Annotated in this window: 17 protein-coding genes, 1 tRNA gene and 1 pseudogene; 12 read left to right on the forward strand and 7 right to left on the reverse strand. The window is 35.2% G+C overall.

Annotated elements, in window-relative coordinates; translation table 11 throughout:
- Nucleotides 1–131 precede the first annotated feature (131 nt).
- The 4 genes from dnaJ to ABWU35_RS04035 form a co-directional block, all read right to left on the reverse strand.
- Complete coding sequence (gene dnaJ / locus ABWU35_RS04020; RefSeq protein WP_012481762.1) at nt 132–1,250, reverse strand: molecular chaperone DnaJ; 1,119 nt, start codon at nt 1,248–1,250, stop codon at nt 132–134.
- Between the two features lie 82 nt (nt 1,251–1,332).
- Nucleotides 1,333–1,410 (reverse strand) — tRNA-Arg (locus ABWU35_RS04025).
- Between the two features lie 262 nt (nt 1,411–1,672).
- Nucleotides 1,673–2,185 (reverse strand): hypothetical protein, encoded by a 513-nt coding sequence (locus tag ABWU35_RS04030; RefSeq protein WP_007302651.1) that lies wholly within the window; start codon nt 2,183–2,185, stop codon nt 1,673–1,675.
- 77 nt (nt 2,186–2,262) lie between these two features.
- Nucleotides 2,263–5,322 carry a phosphoribosylformylglycinamidine synthase subunit PurL gene (locus tag ABWU35_RS04035; RefSeq protein ID WP_264685481.1) on the reverse strand — a complete coding sequence of 1,020 codons (3,060 nt, stop codon included), beginning with the start codon at nt 5,320–5,322 and terminating at the stop codon, nt 2,263–2,265.
- A gap of 108 nt (nt 5,323–5,430) precedes the next feature.
- Here ABWU35_RS04035 and ABWU35_RS04040 point away from each other — a divergent pair, with 108 nt between their 5' ends.
- The 3 genes from ABWU35_RS04040 (at nt 5,431) to fumC (ending at nt 11,431) form a co-directional block, all read left to right on the forward strand.
- Nucleotides 5,431–8,229 carry a PD-(D/E)XK nuclease family protein gene (locus ABWU35_RS04040; protein ID WP_264685654.1) on the forward strand — a complete coding sequence of 933 codons (2,799 nt, stop codon included), beginning with the start codon at nt 5,431–5,433 and terminating at the stop codon, nt 8,227–8,229.
- Between the two features lie 214 nt (nt 8,230–8,443).
- On the forward strand, nt 8,444–9,850 hold the full coding sequence (locus tag ABWU35_RS04045; RefSeq protein ID WP_264686255.1) for an ankyrin repeat domain-containing protein: 1,407 nt from the start codon (nt 8,444–8,446) through the stop codon (nt 9,848–9,850).
- Nucleotides 9,851–10,042: 192 nt separating this feature from the next.
- Nucleotides 10,043–11,431: a class II fumarate hydratase gene (gene fumC, locus ABWU35_RS04050; RefSeq protein ID WP_017532669.1), complete on the forward strand. Its 1,389-nt coding sequence runs from the start codon at nt 10,043–10,045 to the stop codon at nt 11,429–11,431.
- 24 nt (nt 11,432–11,455) lie between these two features.
- Here the strand turns inward: fumC and ABWU35_RS04055 are convergent, their stop codons facing one another.
- On the reverse strand, nt 11,456–12,388 hold the full coding sequence (locus ABWU35_RS04055; protein WP_250147235.1) for a hypothetical protein: 933 nt from the start codon (nt 12,386–12,388) through the stop codon (nt 11,456–11,458).
- Nucleotides 12,389–12,707: 319 nt separating this feature from the next.
- Between ABWU35_RS04055 and tnpA the strand changes: the two are divergent.
- A pseudogene (tnpA, locus tag ABWU35_RS04060) lies at nt 12,708–13,126 on the forward strand (IS200/IS605 family transposase).
- On the opposite strand, the gene ABWU35_RS04065 reads toward tnpA, so the two are convergent.
- Both ABWU35_RS04065 and ABWU35_RS04070 read right to left on the reverse strand, forming a co-directional pair.
- Nucleotides 13,123–13,329 (reverse strand): hypothetical protein, encoded by a 207-nt coding sequence (locus ABWU35_RS04065; protein WP_264685479.1) that lies wholly within the window; start codon nt 13,327–13,329, stop codon nt 13,123–13,125. The pseudogene tnpA and the gene ABWU35_RS04065 overlap by 4 nt on opposite strands.
- A complete protein-coding gene (locus ABWU35_RS04070) occupies nt 13,307–13,786 on the reverse strand; it encodes a hypothetical protein (RefSeq protein ID WP_264685478.1) in 480 nt (159 codons plus the stop codon). Before ABWU35_RS04070 ends, ABWU35_RS04065 begins: the two co-directional genes overlap by 23 nt.
- A gap of 125 nt (nt 13,787–13,911) precedes the next feature.
- On the opposite strand from ABWU35_RS04070, the gene ABWU35_RS04075 reads away from it, so the two are divergent.
- The 8 genes from ABWU35_RS04075 to cgtA all read left to right on the forward strand — a co-directional run bounded on the left by ABWU35_RS04075 (nt 13,912) and on the right by cgtA (nt 19,773).
- On the forward strand, nt 13,912–14,553 hold the full coding sequence (locus ABWU35_RS04075) for an HAD family hydrolase (protein ID WP_010401658.1): 642 nt from the start codon (nt 13,912–13,914) through the stop codon (nt 14,551–14,553).
- Nucleotides 14,553–15,026, forward strand: coding sequence for an RDD family protein (locus ABWU35_RS04080; RefSeq protein WP_213863732.1), 474 nt, complete (start codon nt 14,553–14,555; stop codon nt 15,024–15,026). Before ABWU35_RS04075 ends, ABWU35_RS04080 begins: the two co-directional genes overlap by 1 nt.
- Nucleotides 15,027–15,079: 53 nt before the next feature.
- Complete coding sequence (gene bfr / locus ABWU35_RS04085; RefSeq protein ID WP_213863731.1) at nt 15,080–15,556, forward strand: bacterioferritin; 477 nt, start codon at nt 15,080–15,082, stop codon at nt 15,554–15,556.
- 1 nt (nt 15,557) lies between these two features.
- Nucleotides 15,558–16,169, forward strand: coding sequence for an SURF1 family protein (locus ABWU35_RS04090; RefSeq protein WP_052264983.1), 612 nt, complete (start codon nt 15,558–15,560; stop codon nt 16,167–16,169).
- Between the two features lie 9 nt (nt 16,170–16,178).
- Nucleotides 16,179–17,177 carry a recombinase zinc beta ribbon domain-containing protein gene (locus ABWU35_RS04095; protein WP_179943897.1) on the forward strand — a complete coding sequence of 333 codons (999 nt, stop codon included), beginning with the start codon at nt 16,179–16,181 and terminating at the stop codon, nt 17,175–17,177.
- A gap of 87 nt (nt 17,178–17,264) precedes the next feature.
- On the forward strand, nt 17,265–17,501 hold the full coding sequence (locus ABWU35_RS04100) for a WPE palindromic element domain-containing protein (protein ID WP_230440369.1): 237 nt from the start codon (nt 17,265–17,267) through the stop codon (nt 17,499–17,501).
- Nucleotides 17,498–18,772: a phosphopyruvate hydratase gene (eno, locus tag ABWU35_RS04105; RefSeq protein ID WP_264684809.1), complete on the forward strand. Its 1,275-nt coding sequence runs from the start codon at nt 17,498–17,500 to the stop codon at nt 18,770–18,772. Before ABWU35_RS04100 ends, eno begins: the two co-directional genes overlap by 4 nt.
- Nucleotides 18,760–19,773: an Obg family GTPase CgtA gene (cgtA, locus tag ABWU35_RS04110; RefSeq protein ID WP_264685477.1), complete on the forward strand. Its 1,014-nt coding sequence runs from the start codon at nt 18,760–18,762 to the stop codon at nt 19,771–19,773. Before eno ends, cgtA begins: the two co-directional genes overlap by 13 nt.
- Nucleotides 19,774–19,839 lie beyond the last annotated feature (66 nt).

The following is a 19,839-nucleotide window of genomic DNA, read 5'->3' on the forward strand; positions in this document are numbered from 1 at the left end:
CGACCTTAAATAAAGGAATTTATCACTTTTGCATAACTTAAAAAAATCTTTTCACTAAAAGAGAAGGCTTTCAAATTGGTAAAAAGAATTAAGTGTAGACAGCTACCTCTTTATATCATTTAGCAAATTTCTCATTTTTTTTTTACTTTTCCAAAGAATCCTTCAGATTTCTGCTCTACACTTTCATGTTCCTCTTCCTCAAGCGCTTTTAATAGCTCAATCTGCTTTTGGGTTAAATTCTTTGGATTTAAAGTCTCAACTATTACCTGTACGTATAAATCACCACGAGCATGTGAGTTCATATATGGCATACCCTTTTCCCTACAACGTAGTTTGGTACCAGTTTGAGTGCCTTCAGGGACCTTTACTTTTATTTTAGCTCCATCAATTGATTGAATATCGATTTCACCACCAAGTACTGCTAGTGTCATTCTTATAGGCACTTTACAGTGTAAATCTGCTCTATTGCGAGTGAAGATCTGATGAGTAGCTATTTTCACACATACGTATAAATCTCCGCTTTTTCCACCTCTTGCTCCAGCTTCTCCTTTACCACTGACCCTTACCTTAGCTCCTTCTTCTATGCCTTTTGGAATTGAAACGGAGATATTTACTTCATCTCTTTTACGCCCACTTCCACCGCATTTCTTACATTTATTTTGTATTATTTCTCCTTCCCCATAGCATGTAGTACACGTTCTTTCAATGGTAAAAAAGCCCTGTTGAGTTCTAATTCTACCGCTTCCCTGGCATGTGTTGCACTGAACTGGTTTGATTGCTCCTTCGCTACCTGTGCCTTGGCATGTATTACATTTTATATTTGTCACATAATGTATAGGTGCTTGTATTCCTTTAAATGCATCTTCCAAGGTAATTTTAAGGTCGTAGCGCAGATCTGCTCCAGATACTCCTGTTGTACTTCTTTTTGTTCTTGACCTACTTGTACTGCCGCCGAATCCTCCACCAAAAAAATCGTTAAATATATCACTAAAATCCCCTCCAGCTTGGCTGAAATCAAATCCACCGGAAGCACCATCGTGACCATAACGATCATAACCTGCTCTTTTTTCAGAGTCAGATAGAACTTCATATGCAGCTGTTACTTCTTTAAATTTTTCCTCTGCTTCCTTATTACCAGGATTTCTGTCAGGATGATATTTTAATGCTAGTTTTTTATATGCTTTTTTTATCTCGTCAGTACTAGCATTTCTGCTCACTTCTAGCAGGTCATAGTAGTCTTTTTTGTTCATATATAATAGCTCAGTATTTTACCTTTAAAGATAGGTATTACATATATGAATTTCAAGTATGACCTCTATTTCCTATAAAATATGGTGCACCCTGAGCGACTTGAACGCCCGACCTTTTGATCCGTAGTCAAATGCTCTAATCCAACTGAGCTAAGGGTGCTTGCACAAAGCTGACTTTAACAGATTTTATAGCTTATTTCAATTGGTTTAGCTAAAAATAAAACTCTTATCATGTATGAAACCTGTAAGAAATTGTACTAGCTCTCTTAAAGGATAACTTAAGTTAACAGTTTCCAATTACTTTGATTTTAGAACCGCTATCCGAATAAGAGCTTTTCACATTATACTGCCAAGCTGCTAACAAATAGCGGAATGACGGTTATAGTTAAATCTAAACTATTTTGGCTATATCAGAAGACGGGTTATGCAGAAACCTTAAAATACTTCTTGCTTGCCAAGGAGAATAAATACATTCCTACAAACAAGCAGATACTCAATATCGATGCATAGGAAAACTTGAAAATTAAATCTTTAATATATATTGATAAGCATTTACCTGCAGAAATTTTGTATAGTAGTCCAACACAAATAATCGTACTATCAATGACCGATGCTATAATTAAAGTGATGAAATTTGCCATATGAAAATTCAATTTCGACTTTAATTCTTCAAAAACAACTATGCTTGAGAGAAGAGAGATTAAAATTGGAGTATATAGAACCAGTATCATAAAACCAAAATTTTGCAATTTAAAAAGACAGCATATCACTGTACACACTATTAAGCTGTAAGTAGCTTTGCTTCTACCATAAAACTCAACCATTGAGTTTACAACTAAAGTAGCTCCCACAAATAAGGCAGCACATATCATTAATTTATTTGAAGTGTTAAGTAAAGAAAGACTGATAAGCAAGAGTATTGATAAAATGGACATAATCACCTACCCAAATTTAATAATATGCATTTATTTTAATCAAACATTACACATAATGAAAAATTTGTCTAGCGTAATCAAAAGTTATTTAAACTAGTACCTAAGTCTTTCAAATCTATTCTTATAATATCCTTTATATTGAGAGCTTTCTCCTCTGTCACTTTTCCAATACATGAAAAAACTATACCTTTAAACAATTCTTCAAACTTCCGCTGATTTTGCGGGGCAATGGTTACTAATATTCTACTTTGCGATTCAGAAAACATTATTATCTTGTTTATTATGTCTGTATTTTGTGTTTTTCCTATTGGTACTAGTGAAAGATCAATTTCAGCACCAAGGTCTCCTGCAATTAGCGATTTTGCCAAAGCAATAATTAAGCCGCCTAAGTTTGGTGCAATTGCAGAGACAATTATGCCATCTTTTATTGCCTGGTTGTAACGTTCATACAACTTCCTAGCGCTCTTTGCATTAACTTTTGGCACGTTGTTATTATCTATTCCACTATATAACTGATATTCAGATCTACCAAGCTCATCGTAGGTTGTACCAAGCACATATATCAAGTCCCCTGGCATTTTCACATCAAGCGATACCGCATTTTCAATATTGTCTATAATTCCAATTGCTGAAATGAGTAGTGAAGGTGGTGCAGATATCATCACTTTCTCGCCATTTTCATCATATCCCTTGAAGTCATTGAACATACTGTCTTTTCCGGATATGAATGGTGTTTTAAATGCAGTTGCAAAGTCGTAACAAGCCTCTGCAGCTCTCTTTAGTTGCCACAATCTTTCTGGATTATAAGCATCACACCAGCAAAAATTATCGAGCAACGCTAGATGATTTATATTTCCTCCTGCAGCTACGTAGTTGCGTATGGCAGTGTCAATCGCACATGCTGCCATGTGATAAGTGTCAATTTCTCCATAACTTGAGCCAAATCCCTGCGATTTTACAACACCTTTGTTTGAAGAAAGGACTGGCCTCGAGACAACAGCTTCGCTGCACACTCTTCCCTTGCCTTGCAGTGGTTTCAGTATTGACGATCCTTGAACCTCATGGTCATATTGCACCACTATAAACTCTTTGCTGCGTATGTTTGGTCTGCTTAGCATTTCTTTTAGTTCAAAGGTGTCATGCAAGTAGCTGAGACTGGAATCCATTTCACGCTCAGCTCTACCATCGTATGGGTTTTGGCGTAAAATGTTTGCAGGCTTTACCTGCTGGATCCCAGTGTCAAGCACTGGGATGACAGGAAAGGATACAGCAGACTCCTTAGACCACGGTTTCGTCTGTAAATGCACTTTGGGATTACCGTCATGCAGAAATTCAGTTTCGATGTCCATTATTACTTCTCCTGGGGGACATTTAACAACGGCTTTGCCACTTTTGTTGAATTCTCCAATTACACAGACCTCCACATCATGTGTTTTCATGATTTGCTTAAACGCAGGAAGATTTTCTTCTGGCACTGCTAAGGTCATTCTCTCTTGTGATTCTGATATCCATATTTCCCACGGAGCCATACCATCGTTTTTAAGGAGAACCTTGCTCAAATCAACTTCAAATCCGTCTTTTCCCATTTCACCAATGGACGATGATAGACCGCCTGCTCCATTATCCGTTATTGCATTATAAAGACCAAGATCTCTTGCTTTTACGACGGCGTTGGATAATTTTTTTTGTGTTATAGGATCACCAATTTGCACAATTGTTGAAGGGCTGTTTCCCGACAATGCCTCTGAAGAAAAAGTTGCACCGTGAATTCCGTCCCTTCCAACTCTTCCACCAATAATTACGATTTTATCACCGTTTTTGGGTTCTTTTATGTGTGAAGGTGCATTATTTATATTCCGTGGAATAATTCCGATGCTTCCAACAAAAACTAATGGCTTTCCACAGAATCTATCGTCAAAGTATACCGATCCAAGTTGCGTTGGAATACCGGAGCAATTACCAGCAACATTAACACCGTGAATCACTTCTTTCATTATATATTTTGGTGGTAAGATTTTATCAGTACGCTTTTTATCTCTATAAAGTTTGCCTTTTGATTCTTTGGCAAAGCAAAAGTAATAAGTATTCATGATAGGTTCTGCACCTTTGCCAAAACCGACTATATCTCGATTAACTCCAAGCACTCCAGTCATTGCTCCACCGAACGGATCGAGAGCTGAAGGACTATTGTGAGTTTCAACTTTATCTACAATCAAGTAATCGTCATCAAAAATTATTCCTCCTGCGTTGTCGGAGAAAACTGACACGCATATGTTAGAATTTATCTCACGCGTTGCACGCTTAATATAATGAGCATATAGACCATCTTTTATTTCATCAATAGGGGAGCAAAAAATATTGTGTTTACAATGTTCAGACCAAGTCTGTGCCAGAGACTCAAGTTCAATATCATATGGATTTCTACCGAGTTTTTTAAAGTAATCCTTTATAGCTTTCATTGCTGCCAGCGAGAGCCCTAAAGTGCCATTACCATCGATTCCATCTCTGCTGATTTTTTCAAGCTCTTGGTCACTTACATTGAGTTTGACAGATTTTGCTCCATTATTACCTGGTGTCATCCCAGTGCTTGACACTGGAATCCATTCTTTTTTTTCCTGGTCACGCGCTGTAATGACACCAACTGGGGTATTTTGTTTACTGTAATACTTCCAATGGCAATTGCCGTTTTCTTTATGGAAAAGTGTGCAATATTCAGTAATAGGATTGAATTCCTGTTTTATGTCATCTTCGGTTGGAAAACCTCCTTGACTTAGAATCAATTTTGAACTTCTTGCCTTGATAGAAACACTTTCATCAATGTGGCGTTTGCTCATTAGATATTCTCTAACAATTTGTTTTGCCGTGTTTCCTACGTTATCGGTCATGCCAGGTAAAAAGCTTATCTCCAAGCCCCACTTTGCTTGTGATTCTATGAAGTTATATTGAACTTCTTCAAGGTTTTCATTGTAGGAATAATAACGGCAGTCTTGTATGGCTTTATTATAAAATAGCCCACAAATTTCTTCATGTAATTTTGATGGTAATTCTTTGCTTATGTAAATCAAGTAAACATTAACTACCCTTCTGCGGCTAACTTGTTCACATTTATTAAAAACTTCTATTCTGATGTTTGCCATGTAATATTGTGAAAGACTTTAATATATCATAGCATAAGAAACTGCGAGCACATTTATATTTTAAATAATTTCTATACAATAAAAGTGTTGTATTAATTGTTACTGTTAGTGGGAAGAGTTTTTACTGTTAATGTGAATGAGTCCCTTTTTGATGTGCTGGTTCAGCACATATTTTCTGAATATGAAAGAGAAAAAATTCCCGAGATAAAGATCATACTTCCCTGCAAGAGGGATGTTATAGCATTGCTGAGTGCATTCAAGAATTACAGAACTATAATTTTGCCAGAGATAGTTTCACTAGAAAACATTGATGAAGAAGATTTAATATTAAATCTTGATAGAGTTAAAGTTATCAACCCAACAAAAAGAACACTGCTACTCATTCAATTTATATTGGAGTGGAATAAAAAAAACAATGATAATTTTCCAATCGATCTGGTTTACAGTTTGCCGTCATTGCTTCAATATACCCAAATAGAGGGTGATTATCAACTTGATGAGCACTCAAAAAAAGTAGCGAATTTCATAAATTTACTTATCAAAACTTGGAGTAAAACTTTAAAAGGTTTGGGAGTAATAGATATACTAAAGCATAAGAATGACTACATAAACAATATGATAAACTTCCTGCAGAAAGATCAGCATATGATCTTTATTGGAATTGGAAAGGGTGAAATCTACAAGTTATTGATTAAGGCTATATATGACCTGCCATTTGGAAAGATAATTCTACCTAACCTGAATTTGAAAATGAACGAAAAAGATTGGAAATCACTTGATAAAAAACACTATCAACATTGCCTGAAAGATTTACTCGATTATTTAAAAGTGGATAGAAGGGATGTTAGTTTTCTGTCAGAAGCGTGTTCTGGTGTCATCCCAGTGTCAAGCACTGGGATGACAGAAGAAAGGGCTGGGATAACAGGAAGTCCTGAGGAATATCTTGATTATATCTTCGATACAACTGCTGATCTAAGTGAAGTTGGTGGCGGATCAATTGAAAATATTGAAGTCATCACTTGTGATTCAAGGGAGGAAGAAGCACAAGTGACGTCACTAATTATAAAGAATGAAGGTTATGAAAACGCTTCTTTGTTTGTCTTTGATAAATTACTTGCAGATCGTATGGCGTGTACCATATCGGAAAACTATTCTTATGTGACGCTTCTGCTTTATAGTATTGAGATTTTGAACTCAAAATGGAACGGTGTGGCATTGCTTTCTCTTCTTAAACATAGGCTAGTGACTTTTGGTTACGCTCAAGAAGAGTACACTCGTATTTTATCTGAGTTTGAGATAGAAGTATTGCGTAGCTTTAATACAAATGGTCTTAAGGATATTATTAACGCTATTAATACTTGTAAAAAGCTAAGACATAAAGAAGATATATTAATTATTATCAGTAAGTTAAAGATTATATTTAATCCTTTACTGTATCTTGTAAATTATCCCATTTTTGATGTGGCATCAGCTCATTTGCAGTGTGTTAATGTCCTTTCTAATATCAATTTTTTAGAGCTAAATGGTGAAATAGGTAATTTTACTCGTGATTTCTTAAATGCATGTGAAGATGTAGCAATAAAATGCTCCTTAGAGTTATATAGCCAAATCCTGATATTATTTTTAAAAAGGAAGTTTTTTTCTCCAGAAAATAACTTAGATAAATTCAGCTTATATCACAATAAGGTTGTAGTACTTGCTGGATTTAATGATATACCAAATTTTCAGAATCCGTTTTTGAGTGCACTGAATAGAGAAAAATTTAACCTTCCTTCTGTGCAAGAAGAGCAAGGGTACTTTTTGTATACTTTGCGCAATTTATTTGGTGCCGGCAAGGTTTATATTACGAGGCTAGTGAGTGATAGAAAATCAATTCTATTGCGCCGTTTGGAAGTTCTGTTACAAGAACCAAAATATCCTTATCGCAATTGGCTAAGAATATTAAATACACCTGAGTGCATTGTTCCATGTACTCAGCCTATGCCAAAACCTAAAACTGAAGTGAGGCAAGCAAAAATGCAAGTGATGTCTTGCAGTGCGGTAGAAAAACTGATTCGTAACCCTTATTCATTTTATGTTGAATACATACTGAACCTTAGACAGTTGAAAGACTTAAATTTTAAGCCATCGATATTGGAGTTTGGCACTATGGTACACAATATTCTTGCAAGATATTTACGCAACGAAAAGTCGCTGATGAATATTGCACGAGAAATATTCTCGTCTAATCGATTCCACTTTTCAAATATGTGGTGGGTAAGGTTGCAGAGGATAATTCAATCTTTTGTTGAGCTTGATAGGACTGGAAACAATCAAGTTGAGTTGGAGAAGAGCTTTTCCTATCCGATATTTCATATTCCAGCGCGTGACACACAACTGCGCGGATGCTGTACAACTTCCACTAAGAATAAGGGTGTCATCCCAGTGCTTGACTACTTGGATCCAAAAAATTTGATTGCAAATGAACACACCAGACAATTGTGTAATAAGAGCTGGTCAGATACTCGAATGACAGAAGAAATTTTATTGACAGCAAGATGTGATAGAGTTGAGTATCTACCAGGTGGGCAAGTAGCAATTATAGACTATAAACTTGGTTCACCACCTTCCAATGAGGAAGTTATGTCAGGATTTTTCCCGCAATTAATTTTACAAGCTTTAGCAGTGGAATACACAACAAAAAAAGAAGTCTCGGAGCTTGCTTATTGGAAACTTGATTATGATAAAATAAAGGTTGTTGCTTTGAAAGATTATAGACAAAAAATGCATGAATTTCAGAATATTCTACCAGATTTCTTATCTAATTATTTAAGAGATACTACTCCCTTCATTGCCTCTCCTTATTTTGATAAATTCCTGAGATTTAACATCTACAAACAACTAGAAAGGATAGGGGAGTGGTTATAAATTATATCTCCTCTCATCCAGATCAAAATAGCTGGTTGTACAGCTGGTTTACTAAGTGCAGTAGGAGAATTACTAGATTGTGATATAGACTCATCTTTGCTAGACTCAAACAACCATAAAAAAACACTAAAAAGTGATTCAATCAATTTTAGCCATTAAAACTTGAATAGTGGCTAAAATAGCTTTAAATTGTATATTTATTTTAGAGGGGTATATGCCATCACAAAAACAGCTAAATGCGCAGCTAATTGATGCTGCTAAAAAAGGACAGCTAGATTTTGTTCAGCAAGCTATACAGAGTGGAGCAATTATTAATACAATAGATGATGATTATGGGAGAACTGCTTTAATATGGGCTGCTGACAATGGTCAACTAGAGATATTACAATACTTGATAGAAGAGGGAGCAAATGTTAATGCAGAATCTCCGGGAAACATAACTGCTCTAATTCATGCTGCTGCCCATGGTCATCTTGAGGTAGTACAACTTCTAATAGCAAATGGAGCTGATTTAAATGTGAAACGTCAAGGTCAATTCTCTGCCCTAACATATGCTATTGTAAATGGCCATACGGAGATAGCAAAGCTTCTAACTAGATATCATTTAATAGCTAATCTTGATATGTCAATACCTCGCTTGCCTCTTCCTACTTGTATACCAGAGTTATCATCTTATTGGTATGACTGTAAGGATGAGCTCAATAAAATGAAGGAAGAAGATAGTGAATTATATAATTTTCTTGTAAGTAAGAGAATTAATGAACAGGTAAGAATTTGGACAGAGAGTGAGACAATACGAAATATTGCACAAGATAGATTAAATATAGAATACTCAATCTATGCTAAAGATTTAACAGGTAAAATAGAATTAGTGATATTTTTTCTTAACAACAGGGAAATAATCAATTCTTTATCGTGGTATTATAAGGTAAGAATTCAAACAATTGATCAGGTAAAAAGGCTACTTGATCGTTTCACAAGAGAACATGTAGAGCTTGAAGTAGAAATTGTTCCAGCACAATTAAACTTTAATACTCAAGAGTTACAACCCCCTAAACTAAAAACATTATCATTTGCACAAATGATTAACAATCATGCAGGATTATTTTCAGCTGCCAAAAATGGTCAATTAGAAACAGTAAGATACCTGATAGAAAAACAGAAAGAAGATATTAATTCAACAGATCACTATGGAAGAACTGCTCTAATGTGGGCTGCTGGAAGTGGCTATTTAGAGGTAGTAAAGTACCTGATAGAAACAGCAAAAGCAAATGTTAATGTGAAAGATGGCTATGAAAACACTGCTCTGAATTATGCTACTAGAAACGGGCATTTAGATGTAAAAGAATATCTGAAAAGTCATATACAAAAAGAGCTACGGAAGAAATACGTCTGCATTGGTGTTAGTGGTATAGTAGGTTATGTTGCAGGTATGACAATATCATGTTCTGCGGGAGCAGTGATTACAGTTTGTGCAGCATCAGCGACCGTTAGTCTAGCGTTAGGTGCAATGTTGGGTTATATGATTGTAGAAGTAAAAAAAGAGAAAGCAAACAAAGGTATAGCTTCTGCGCTTAAAGATGTTTTCACTATTCAAGCTCTAAGTAGAATAGCCTTATAGAGAGTGAAAGTAGGTTTATTGCTTAAGGTTGCATGATTGCCTTAATAACAATAAAAAAATAATAGAAGCAAAAGATATGGCTTGAAAATTTTCTAAGGTCTTCACTAAAAATGTCTCAACTTGACACTGAAATACAATTTGATTTAATTAATTCATATATGTAGGTAACGTCAAGCACTAGAAGGAGGAAATATGGATAAAAAAATTAGGATAGAATCAGATAGCTTAGGAGAAGTAAAAGTACCAAGTGAACGTTACTGGGGAGCTCAGACTCAGCGTTCTTTGGAAAATTTCAAAATTGGTACAGAGAAAATGCCAGAGCCCCTGATTAAAGCGCTAGCAATAGTAAAACTTGCAGCAGCACGTGTTAACATGAAACAGGGTAGCATAGATAATAGAGTAGGGGATGCAATCTGCACAGCGGCACAGGAGGTAATAGACGGTAAATTTAATAATCAATTTCCGCTTGTTGTTTGGCAAACCGGTTCTGGAACGCAGACCAATATGAATGTGAATGAAGTGATCAGCAATCGTGCAATAGAAATTTTGGGCGGTGATTTAGGTAGTAAGTCTCCAGTGCATCCAAATGATCATGTAAACTGTGGTCAGTCATCAAATGACACTTTTCCAACAGCAATGCATATAGCAGTAGCAGAGCAAATAAACCGCTTGCTTATTCCCAATCTTGAAGAATTATATAAAGCGCTAAATAATAAGGTTCATGAATTTAAAGATATAATAAAAGTAGGGCGTACTCATCTGCAAGATGCAACTCCTCTAACACTTGGGCAGGAATTTTCTGGCTATGCAGTTCAGATTAAAAAGGGAATAGAGAGAGTAAAGTCAACTCTAAGCAATGTATATGAACTTGCACAAGGTGGTACCGCGGTTGGCACGGGAATCAATACTAAAAAGGGTTTTGCTGAGGATTTTGCTAAAGAAGTGGCAAAAATCACTAATTTTCCATTTATTTCAGCAAAAAATAAGTTTGAAGCACTAGCAGCAAATGATGCTTTAGTTGAGCTCAGTGGAGCACTCAATACAGTAGCAGTAAGCTTGATGAAAATTGCAAATGATATAAGGCTACTTGGTTCTGGTCCAAGATGCGGGATTGGAGAAATAATGTTACCAGAAAATGAGCCTGGCTCTTCAATCATGCCGGGTAAGGTGAATCCAACTCAATGCGAAGCAGTGACTATGGTATGTGCTCAAGTTATGGGAAATCATGTTGCAGTGACAATTGGTGGCTCAAATGGTCACTTTGAATTGAACGTGTTTAAGCCGGTGATAATTTACAATGTTTTGCAGTCTATAAGACTTTTAGCTGATGCAAGTTTAAATTTTGCAGAGAAATGCGTAGTTGATATTAAAGCAAACGAAGAAAGAATAAAGGATTTACTAAATCAGTCGTTAATGCTAGTTACTATATTAAATACGCATATAGGATATGACAATGCAGCAAAAATAGCGAAGCTTGCTTATAAAGAAAATATCACTCTAAAAGAAGCAGCAGCAAAACTTCAACTGCTCACTGAGGAGGAGTTTGAAAGGATAGTGAAACCAGAGGAGATGGTAGGTTAATCTACCACCTTTTTTTGTCCCTAGTTAATTGTGGTAATATGTATGGAACTTTGCTGGTTGCTCTACATATACCTCTTCTAAATCACTTAGAGCGTGGTCATTGTGATTAAAGCCATATCTCTTAACCATCTCATCTAGCGTAACAGAGCTTAGAGAGAAACTGAACTCTGGCAATGGATTCACATTTGAGGATTGCAGACTAGTGAATGGCTCTCCGCCATTTATTTGAGAGTCTAGGAAAGTTAGCTCACCTTCCAGGCTAGTATGTTCTTCTGGCACTGCACTATCATTAACTATTGAATCTTCTGGTACTATATTGCAGAATTGATTATGGAATTCAGCAAAACCCTCAAATGGAGGTACTGATATGCACTGGCGCTTTGCTGGTGGCTCCACTGTGCATATTTCTTCTAATTCACATTCTGTAAGACTATTATACGCTGTAAAATATAAGTCTTGTGATCGCTGTTTTCCAGTTATTGAACGAATTATTTGGCTATATAATTGATTCTCTTCAGCTCTTTTTCTTTTGTTTACTAACGGTTCATTTTCATAAGAAAAGTCTGGTCTACTATCAAATGTATGTTCAACAATTGTTTCCTCGAATGCAGGAGTTATAGGAGATAAATTTAACTCTGGCAAATCATCCACAATTGAGGATTGCAGACTAGTTACTCCATTTATCAAATAGTTATAATACTCTGGGGATAATTGCTCACCTTCTAGGCTATCTGATATATGCTCATTCGACGTTAAACTACTACTAACTGTTGAATTTTCTGTTACAGTATTGCAGAATTGATTATCGAATTCAGCAAAACCCAGAAATGGAATTACTGTTTGGCTACATGATTGATTCTCTTTGTCAGAAGAAAGTTCTAGTCTAGTATCAAATGTATGTTCAACAACTGTTTCCTCGAACGCAGGAGATATAAGAGAGAAATGTGCTGCTGGCAAATCATCTCTGTTTTGTATTAACGGTTCATTGGAGTTTTCAGTACTTAAGTTGCTTGAACTCTCTTTATTGCTTAAGTAAACATTCTTTAGGACAAGCTTAGCTTTGACAGTTGATTTTGTCTCTAAATTTACTTTATAGTCTTCTTTTTGCTGGGGATTCAGTTGATTAAATAGGGTTTTAAATAAAGTAGATTGGGGAGAAATACAATCGAGTGTATTGAAAGAAAATTTTTTATTGTCCCAAATTTGGGAGAAAAACCCTGGACTTGAAGTCCATCCTTTTAAGAATATAATTTTAAGGTGAAAAATCTGAAAGAATGTGGAATATTATAGAAAAAGCAGTCACTCTGTATATATATCACATAGTGTGGATAACAAAATATCGATATCCAGTACTAGTTGGAGATATTGGACAGAAAGCTAAAGAAGTTGTACAAGAAGTATGTGCAAATAATCAAGTAGAAATTATCAGAGGTAGAGTTGCGTCAAGTCATGTACACGTATACGTTTCTGTACCCCCATACTTAAGTATTAGTAAGTTAGTGCAGTTAATAAAAGGAAAAAGTTCCAGAAAAATCCAGCAAAACTTTCCAGAGCTAAAAAAGAGATATTGGGTTGTGGGCAGTAGGCTAGTTTGTCAGGACTAGCGGAAATGTAACTGACGAAATGATAAAAAATTATATTGAAAATCACTCTAAAAAAGAAGATAAATTTGGTGACTTTCAAGTCGAAAGTTAGCATTCTATGCTCTCTCTCAATCTTTGGATTTTAATCCATAGTGGTTGAATTTGATCAGAAATTTTGCCTTCTAATGTAGTTTGAGATTTTTTATTACTTTCAAACTCTGCAACTTTTTTACTTGTAAAAACGTCTTTTCCTTCGAATTTTTGTTTAAATCCAGCAATCTTTTTAAAATCTTCAGCTATTTTTTTTTGCTGCACGATCCATTCGACCTTCAAGATTATGAATCAATTTTTTAATAATCTTCACTTCATCTTTACGCCCTTTTTGAGCTTTAAGCTCTCGGTGCAATTTAACAATAATTTTTACTTTATCTTCCAATGAAGAATTTTCTGGAAAAACATCTTTAAGTTCCCGATTCAACTCGACGATCTTTTCAAAATCTTTAGCTACTTTTTTAGCTGCACGGTTCATTCGATCTCTAAGACTACGATTTAATTTTGCACTGGCCTTCACTTTATCTTCCAATGCAGAAATATCTTCAAACTTTTTCTCGAGACTTTGTCTAGTTACTTGCCTTTTGTAAGCTTTAAGATCTAGACGCAACTCATTGATAATCTTCACTTTATCTTTCAGCGACGTGCTTTCTGGAAAAGCGCCTGCAAAAGCATCTTGAAATTTCTTCTCAATATTTGATATATCTTGAAGCTGTATCATACCTACTATATAAAAGCTTATGCTAAAATAAGTATACTAGGTAATTATGTAAAAATGATTAACATAGAAGCTTTATCATCAAAATATTATTTACTTATTAGCTTAAAATACGTAACAATATAAAAATGAAAAATAGCCGATTAGCGGTAGTATTCGATTGGGATAATACCTTAGTTGATACTCAAGATAATATTTCTAATGCCATTAAGCATACTTTAGATTTGATGGGATCTGGCAGTAAGGTTGTTGATAGAAATTCTCATGAATCAAGAAAGAGCTACATGGTCAATTTGTTTGGTGATCAGTGGAAAAAAGCGAATCAGATATATCAAAAATACCTAGATAATGCATTGTTACAAAATATTACTCTGAATGAAGGAGTAGAGAAAATGCTGCAGACACTGAAAAGCCACAATATTTACCTAGCGATAGTTAGCAATAAGAAAAATACTAATTTACGTCAAGAAGTTGCCTACTTTAAACTAGATTCTTACTTTGAAAGAATAGTTGGATCATGTGATACTGCAGAAGATAAACCATCTGCAACTCCACTGCTATTTGCACTAGAGGAGAGTACGCTACCTGTAAATAGAGAAAATGTGTTTTTTGTTGGTGACAGCATCACAGATATTCTATGTGCACAAAATGCAAATTGCTTACCTATTGTATACGGACAATCAATAAGAGGTTATGAAGATTTGTTATATTTTCAACATTTTAATAAACTTACAGAATTCATAGTAAAGTATTTGAAAGATAGGTGGTAATGACAGAGATCGCTAGTGTACACAGGCGCTTTTGCGCATATTTAATAGATGTAGCAATTTTATTAATTCCAACCTTACTAATTGTGTTGTCATTAGGGGATTTTCCATTAATTTTACACCTGTCATACATGTGTATAAATTGTGGATACTTTACATATTTTATATCTTCAACAGCTCAAGCAACTCCTGGTCAACAGTTAATGAATATATATACTATCACTTTAGATAGTTCTAAAATAGGTTTGAGCTTAGCATTTGATCGCACTATCTCTCAGTTTTTCCTTCCTATGCTAAATAATTCAATTATCACCTTTATCAAACTTTTTCAAACATCAGTAAATGCTTTAAGTATACTAGAAGTGATTATAGTGATGCTTACCTTCAGTTGGTATTTAGTTGCTTGCTTCTCTCAGAGGAAACAGGCATTTCATGATGTGCTATTTGATACGATTGTTGTGAGAAAAATGAATTGATGTTGCCTTGATTGTTATGTAGATTACATTGGTATATTAGCTAAAGAAAGGTTATGAATAAAGAAATAGTAGAACATTTAAATAAATTACTTACAAATGAGCTGACTTCTGTACGCCAGTATCTTTTGCATTCTGCGATTCTTAAAAATAGCGGAATTAATAAACTTGCAGAAAAGATGAAAAACGAGCTTAATGAAGAACTTGAGCATGCAAATAGGTTGGCAGAAAGAATTTTACTGCTTAAGGGCATGCCAAATTTTCAAGATACAAATAAAATCTCAAAGTATGAAGGAAAGTTCACAAAAGATACAATGCAGAAAATCTTAGAAGATAATTCTAACTTAGAAGAAGAAGGTATCAAGGGCATCAAAGAGGCAATTTCCGTTGCTGAAAAAGAAAAGGATTTCGTGAGTGTAATGTTATTAGAAGGACTACTGAAAAATGAGGAAGAGCACTTACATTGGATCAAAGAACAGATTGACCTTATTGAGCTTATGGGTATTGAAAATTACTTGAGAACACAAATATAGAGTGTTAAGAAAAACAGTATTTATTTTCATTATACCTTTTTTACTTCTTTTTTCACTCGGGTTATGGCAGTTATTTAGATTGAGCTGGAAGAATAATATTATCAAAAATATGGATCTTCCAGTTATTCATCTACTGCCTAGTGATAATCTTTCAAAGTTTAACTACAGAAACGTTAAAATCGACGGAATTTTAAGTGATATAGAACTATATGTTTTCGCAGGTCAACGTGGCTATCATGTGCTGTCTCCTATGTTGCTTATCAATGGACATTACATGTTAATAAATAAAGGAATAGTCAGAGAAAAAAAAGAAGAAAAAGCAAAAATTGAAAAAGTAGCTGCTGATGGCGTTTTGTATTGTGATGGTAGCAAAAATTGGTTTATCAAAAATGATATTGCTTCAAATACATGGTTTACCTTAAGTACAGAAGAAATCTCCAATGATCTAGGTATTAAGCTAGAGAAATGTATATTGTGGCAAGACAATTTTGGTGGCAAATTGACTATACAGCCAATAAAGCATCTTGAATACGCAATTACTTGGTTTGCACTTTCCTTGATTTGGCTCATTATGTGCGTATTTTACTATAGGCAAAATATATATAAGTCGTAGAGATACAGTGTGGAAAAAGAAAAGCTACAAATAGAAAAAATGCAACAAAGTGGAAGAAAATACTTATTACAAGGGTTAGTGATATGTCAGTGTTGCAAATCCGTTTATTATGGAATGAGTAATGCTAAGGGAGGAAGAAGTTACTATCGTTGTCCTGGAAAACGTTTTGGTGAATGTAACAGCAAATCAATACGCGCAGATATACTAGAAGGGGTAGTATGGGAAGAAGTGAAGATGTTAAGAGGGCATATAACGAAGGAAAAGTGTGATTTATCAGAGGTAGATTGGGAGACTAAATTTAATATAATTAGAAAGTTAGTTCAGCGTATTGAAATTGATGATGATAATGTACATATGGTGTTTCGATTAAAAGAACTCGCTCTCGAAAGACAAAAAGAAGATATTCAACCTTGTACCAGAATTATAAAGAATGTAGTGCTATCAAATGCAATAGGAATGCATAAAGTTAGCAATGCCCTGGCTGCAATATCAGTTGCAGTGAAACTTGGAATTAGTGATGAAGAGATTAAAAAAGGTCTTTTGGAATTTAAAGGAGTAGCAAGGAGATTTTCTTTAATTGCCGATATTAAAGGTGTTAAGTTAATTGAGGACTATGCTCATCATCCAAATGAAATACAGGCAACCCTGTCAGCAGCACGTTTGACCACTAAAGGAAAGGTAACAGGAATTATCGAGCCGCTTCGTTTTGCTCGTATTCGTAATTTTTTTGATGAGTTCGTACGAATTTTCATGATGTTTGATTATGTAATTCTCACTCCTGTCCATCCTCCAGAAGATAAGCCTATTCCTGGCTGTGGAATTGATGATATACAAAAAACCTTGATCAGTAATGGGTTTAATGATGTGAAGATTATGAATGATGCTTTACTCATTTCACATTTTATTAGTAATTCGACAAGTTCAGGAGATGTAGTATTATTTATTGGTGCTGGTAGTAATATAGCTAAACTAGCGAAAGAAACTGCAAAGCTGCTGCTAGTAAAATAAACTTAAGCATTGGTGATTTATATGATAAAATTGTGTAGTAAAACTGGATCCCAGTGTCTAGGCAAACAACTGTACAGACATTGCGATATGGGGATAGCTTCCATTAAGAATGGTGTCATCCCAGTGCCCAGACACTGGGATCCAGAAGACTTAACTTTAAATAAGTGGCTGTATAATAAAAACTGGATTCCAGTGTCAAGCACTGACCATCCGCTACTCAAATTACCTGTATATTGCAATGTTCGTACACTGAAATGTTACAGCGCTGGGGTGACATTTCCCGAACGTGAACACAATTGTGAATCTAGTGGAGGTTTAGCATGATGAAAAAGACGATCAGCAGTGTATTTGCAAGAGAAATTTTAGATAGCAGGGGTTACCCAACAATTGAGGTGGAAATAGAACTATGTGATGGAGCAACAGGTAGAGCCGCTGTCCCTTCTGGGGCTTCGACCGGTAAACTAGAAGCATTGGAGCTGAGAGATCAAGATGAAAAAAGGTATTGTGGTAAAGGAGTGCTGAAAGCTGTTCAATCTGTGAGTGGAGTGATAGCAAATAAAATCATTGGCATGGATGCAGCAAACCAGAGTGCAATTGATAAAGTTTTAATTGAACTAGATGGAACAAAAAATAAATCTAAACTTGGAGCAAATGCAACTTTGGGTGTGTCTCTTGCTGTTGCAAAAGCAGCAGCAAACAGCTTTAAAATGCCGTTATATAAGTATTTGGGAGTAGGGGAAGAGCAGATGCCAGTTCCGCTAATTAACGTCATTAATGGTGGAGTACATGCAGATAATAAACTCGATTTTCAAGAATTTATGATTCTTCCGGTTGGTGCTGAAACTTTCAGTGAAGCAATCAGAATATCTGCAGAGGTATTTCATAACTTGCGCAGCATTCTTAAGAAAAAAGGTTATAGCACAAACGTAGGAGATGAAGGTGGTTTTGCACCAAACATTGGAAGCACTGAAGAAGCTCTTAATTTGATAATTCAGGCTGTTGAATCTGCCGGTTATTCGATGAAAAATCACTTTGCACTGGGTCTTGATGTTGCTGCATCTACTTTTTATGAAGATGGAGTTTATAAATTTGAAAACAGAGAACTCACTTCAGAGGAATTGGTTCAGTATTATTTTGACCTTGTAGGCAAATATCCAATAATTTCTATAGAAGATGCAATGAATGAAGACGACTATGAAGGTTGGAAATTACTTACTGCAAAATTGGGAAGTAAAATTCAATTAGTCGGGGATGATTTATTTGTTACAAATTGTGAACTAATAAGTAAGGGAATAAAGGAAAAAATGGCAAATTCTGTACTAATTAAACCAAATCAAATAGGAACACTTACGGAAACTTTTGCTGCTATTGAAATGGCAAAATCAAATGGCTATAGGGCTATTATTTCGCATCGCTCAGGTGAAACAGAAGATACAACGATATCCCACATAGCGGTTGCATCGAATTGTGGACAAATCAAGACTGGCTCGCTGTCGCGTTCTGATAGGCTTGCAAAGTATAATGAATTAATGAGAATAGAAAGTTCATTAGGAGAAAATGCTAAATATTATTGTGGGTTAGCATGGACTTCATAGACGAAGTTAAATTATATTTAAAAGCAGGTGATGGTGGCGATGGTTGCGCGAGTTTTCGTCGAGAAAAATTCGTTGAATTTGGTGGCCCAAACGGTGGTAATGGAGGCAGGGGAGGAGACATAATTTTCATCAGTGATGCAAATCTCAACACTTTGCTTAATTTTCGTTGTCGAAGACATATTAAAGCAAGTAGTGGAAAAAGTGGTACGAGTAGAGATAGATCTGGCACGGCAGGAAAAGATATTATACTTAAAGTTCCAGTTGGTACACAAATAATCGATGAAGAAAGTGAGGAAATAATAGTAGATCTTGATAAACCTGACATGGAATTTCAAGTAGTACAAGGTGGAAAAGGTGGACTTGGAAATACTAACTTTAAATCTTCCACCAATAGGGCACCAAGGCATTTTACTCATGGTCAGCCTGGTGAGGAAAGAAACATAGTATTGAAGCTAAAAGTTTTATCTGATGTTGGCATTATTGGTATGCCAAATGTAGGTAAATCTAAATTTTTAACCCGCTGCTCGAATTCTGATACGAAAGTAGGCGATTATGAATTTACTACTATAAGACCACATTTAGGTGTAGCAAAAGTGGATTATAGCGAAATTGTAATAGCAGATATTCCTGGAATAATCGCTGATGCTCATCTTGGAGTTGGGCTCGGACACAAATTTTTAAAGCACATAGAAAGGTGCAAAATTTTACTGCATTTAATTGATGTAACTCACGATGAAATTATTTCAGCTTATAATTGTACGCATAATGAACTGAAGCTTTACAATAGCGATCTTGTTGAAAAAGAGGAAATTGTAGTGTTAAATAAATGTGACTTATTGGAAGAAACAGAAATTCTTGAGAAGAAGAATCATTTAGCCAATTATCTTGATAGAGAAGTACTGTGCTTATCAATCGACGATGATTTACAGCCCATCTTAAGATTATTAAATGAAAAAGTGAAAATTAAGGAAATTAATGTATATGATCCTTTTAAGATGTGAATTTTTTATTTGACAATCAAAGTCTGGATTCCAGTGGGTAATTTTCCACAGTTGTCTGCATTTTTT

This window comes from Wolbachia endosymbiont (group B) of Xylocampa areola, from assembly GCF_964028205.1.
In the GTDB taxonomy this organism is placed as follows: Bacteria; Pseudomonadota; Alphaproteobacteria; order Rickettsiales; family Anaplasmataceae; genus Wolbachia.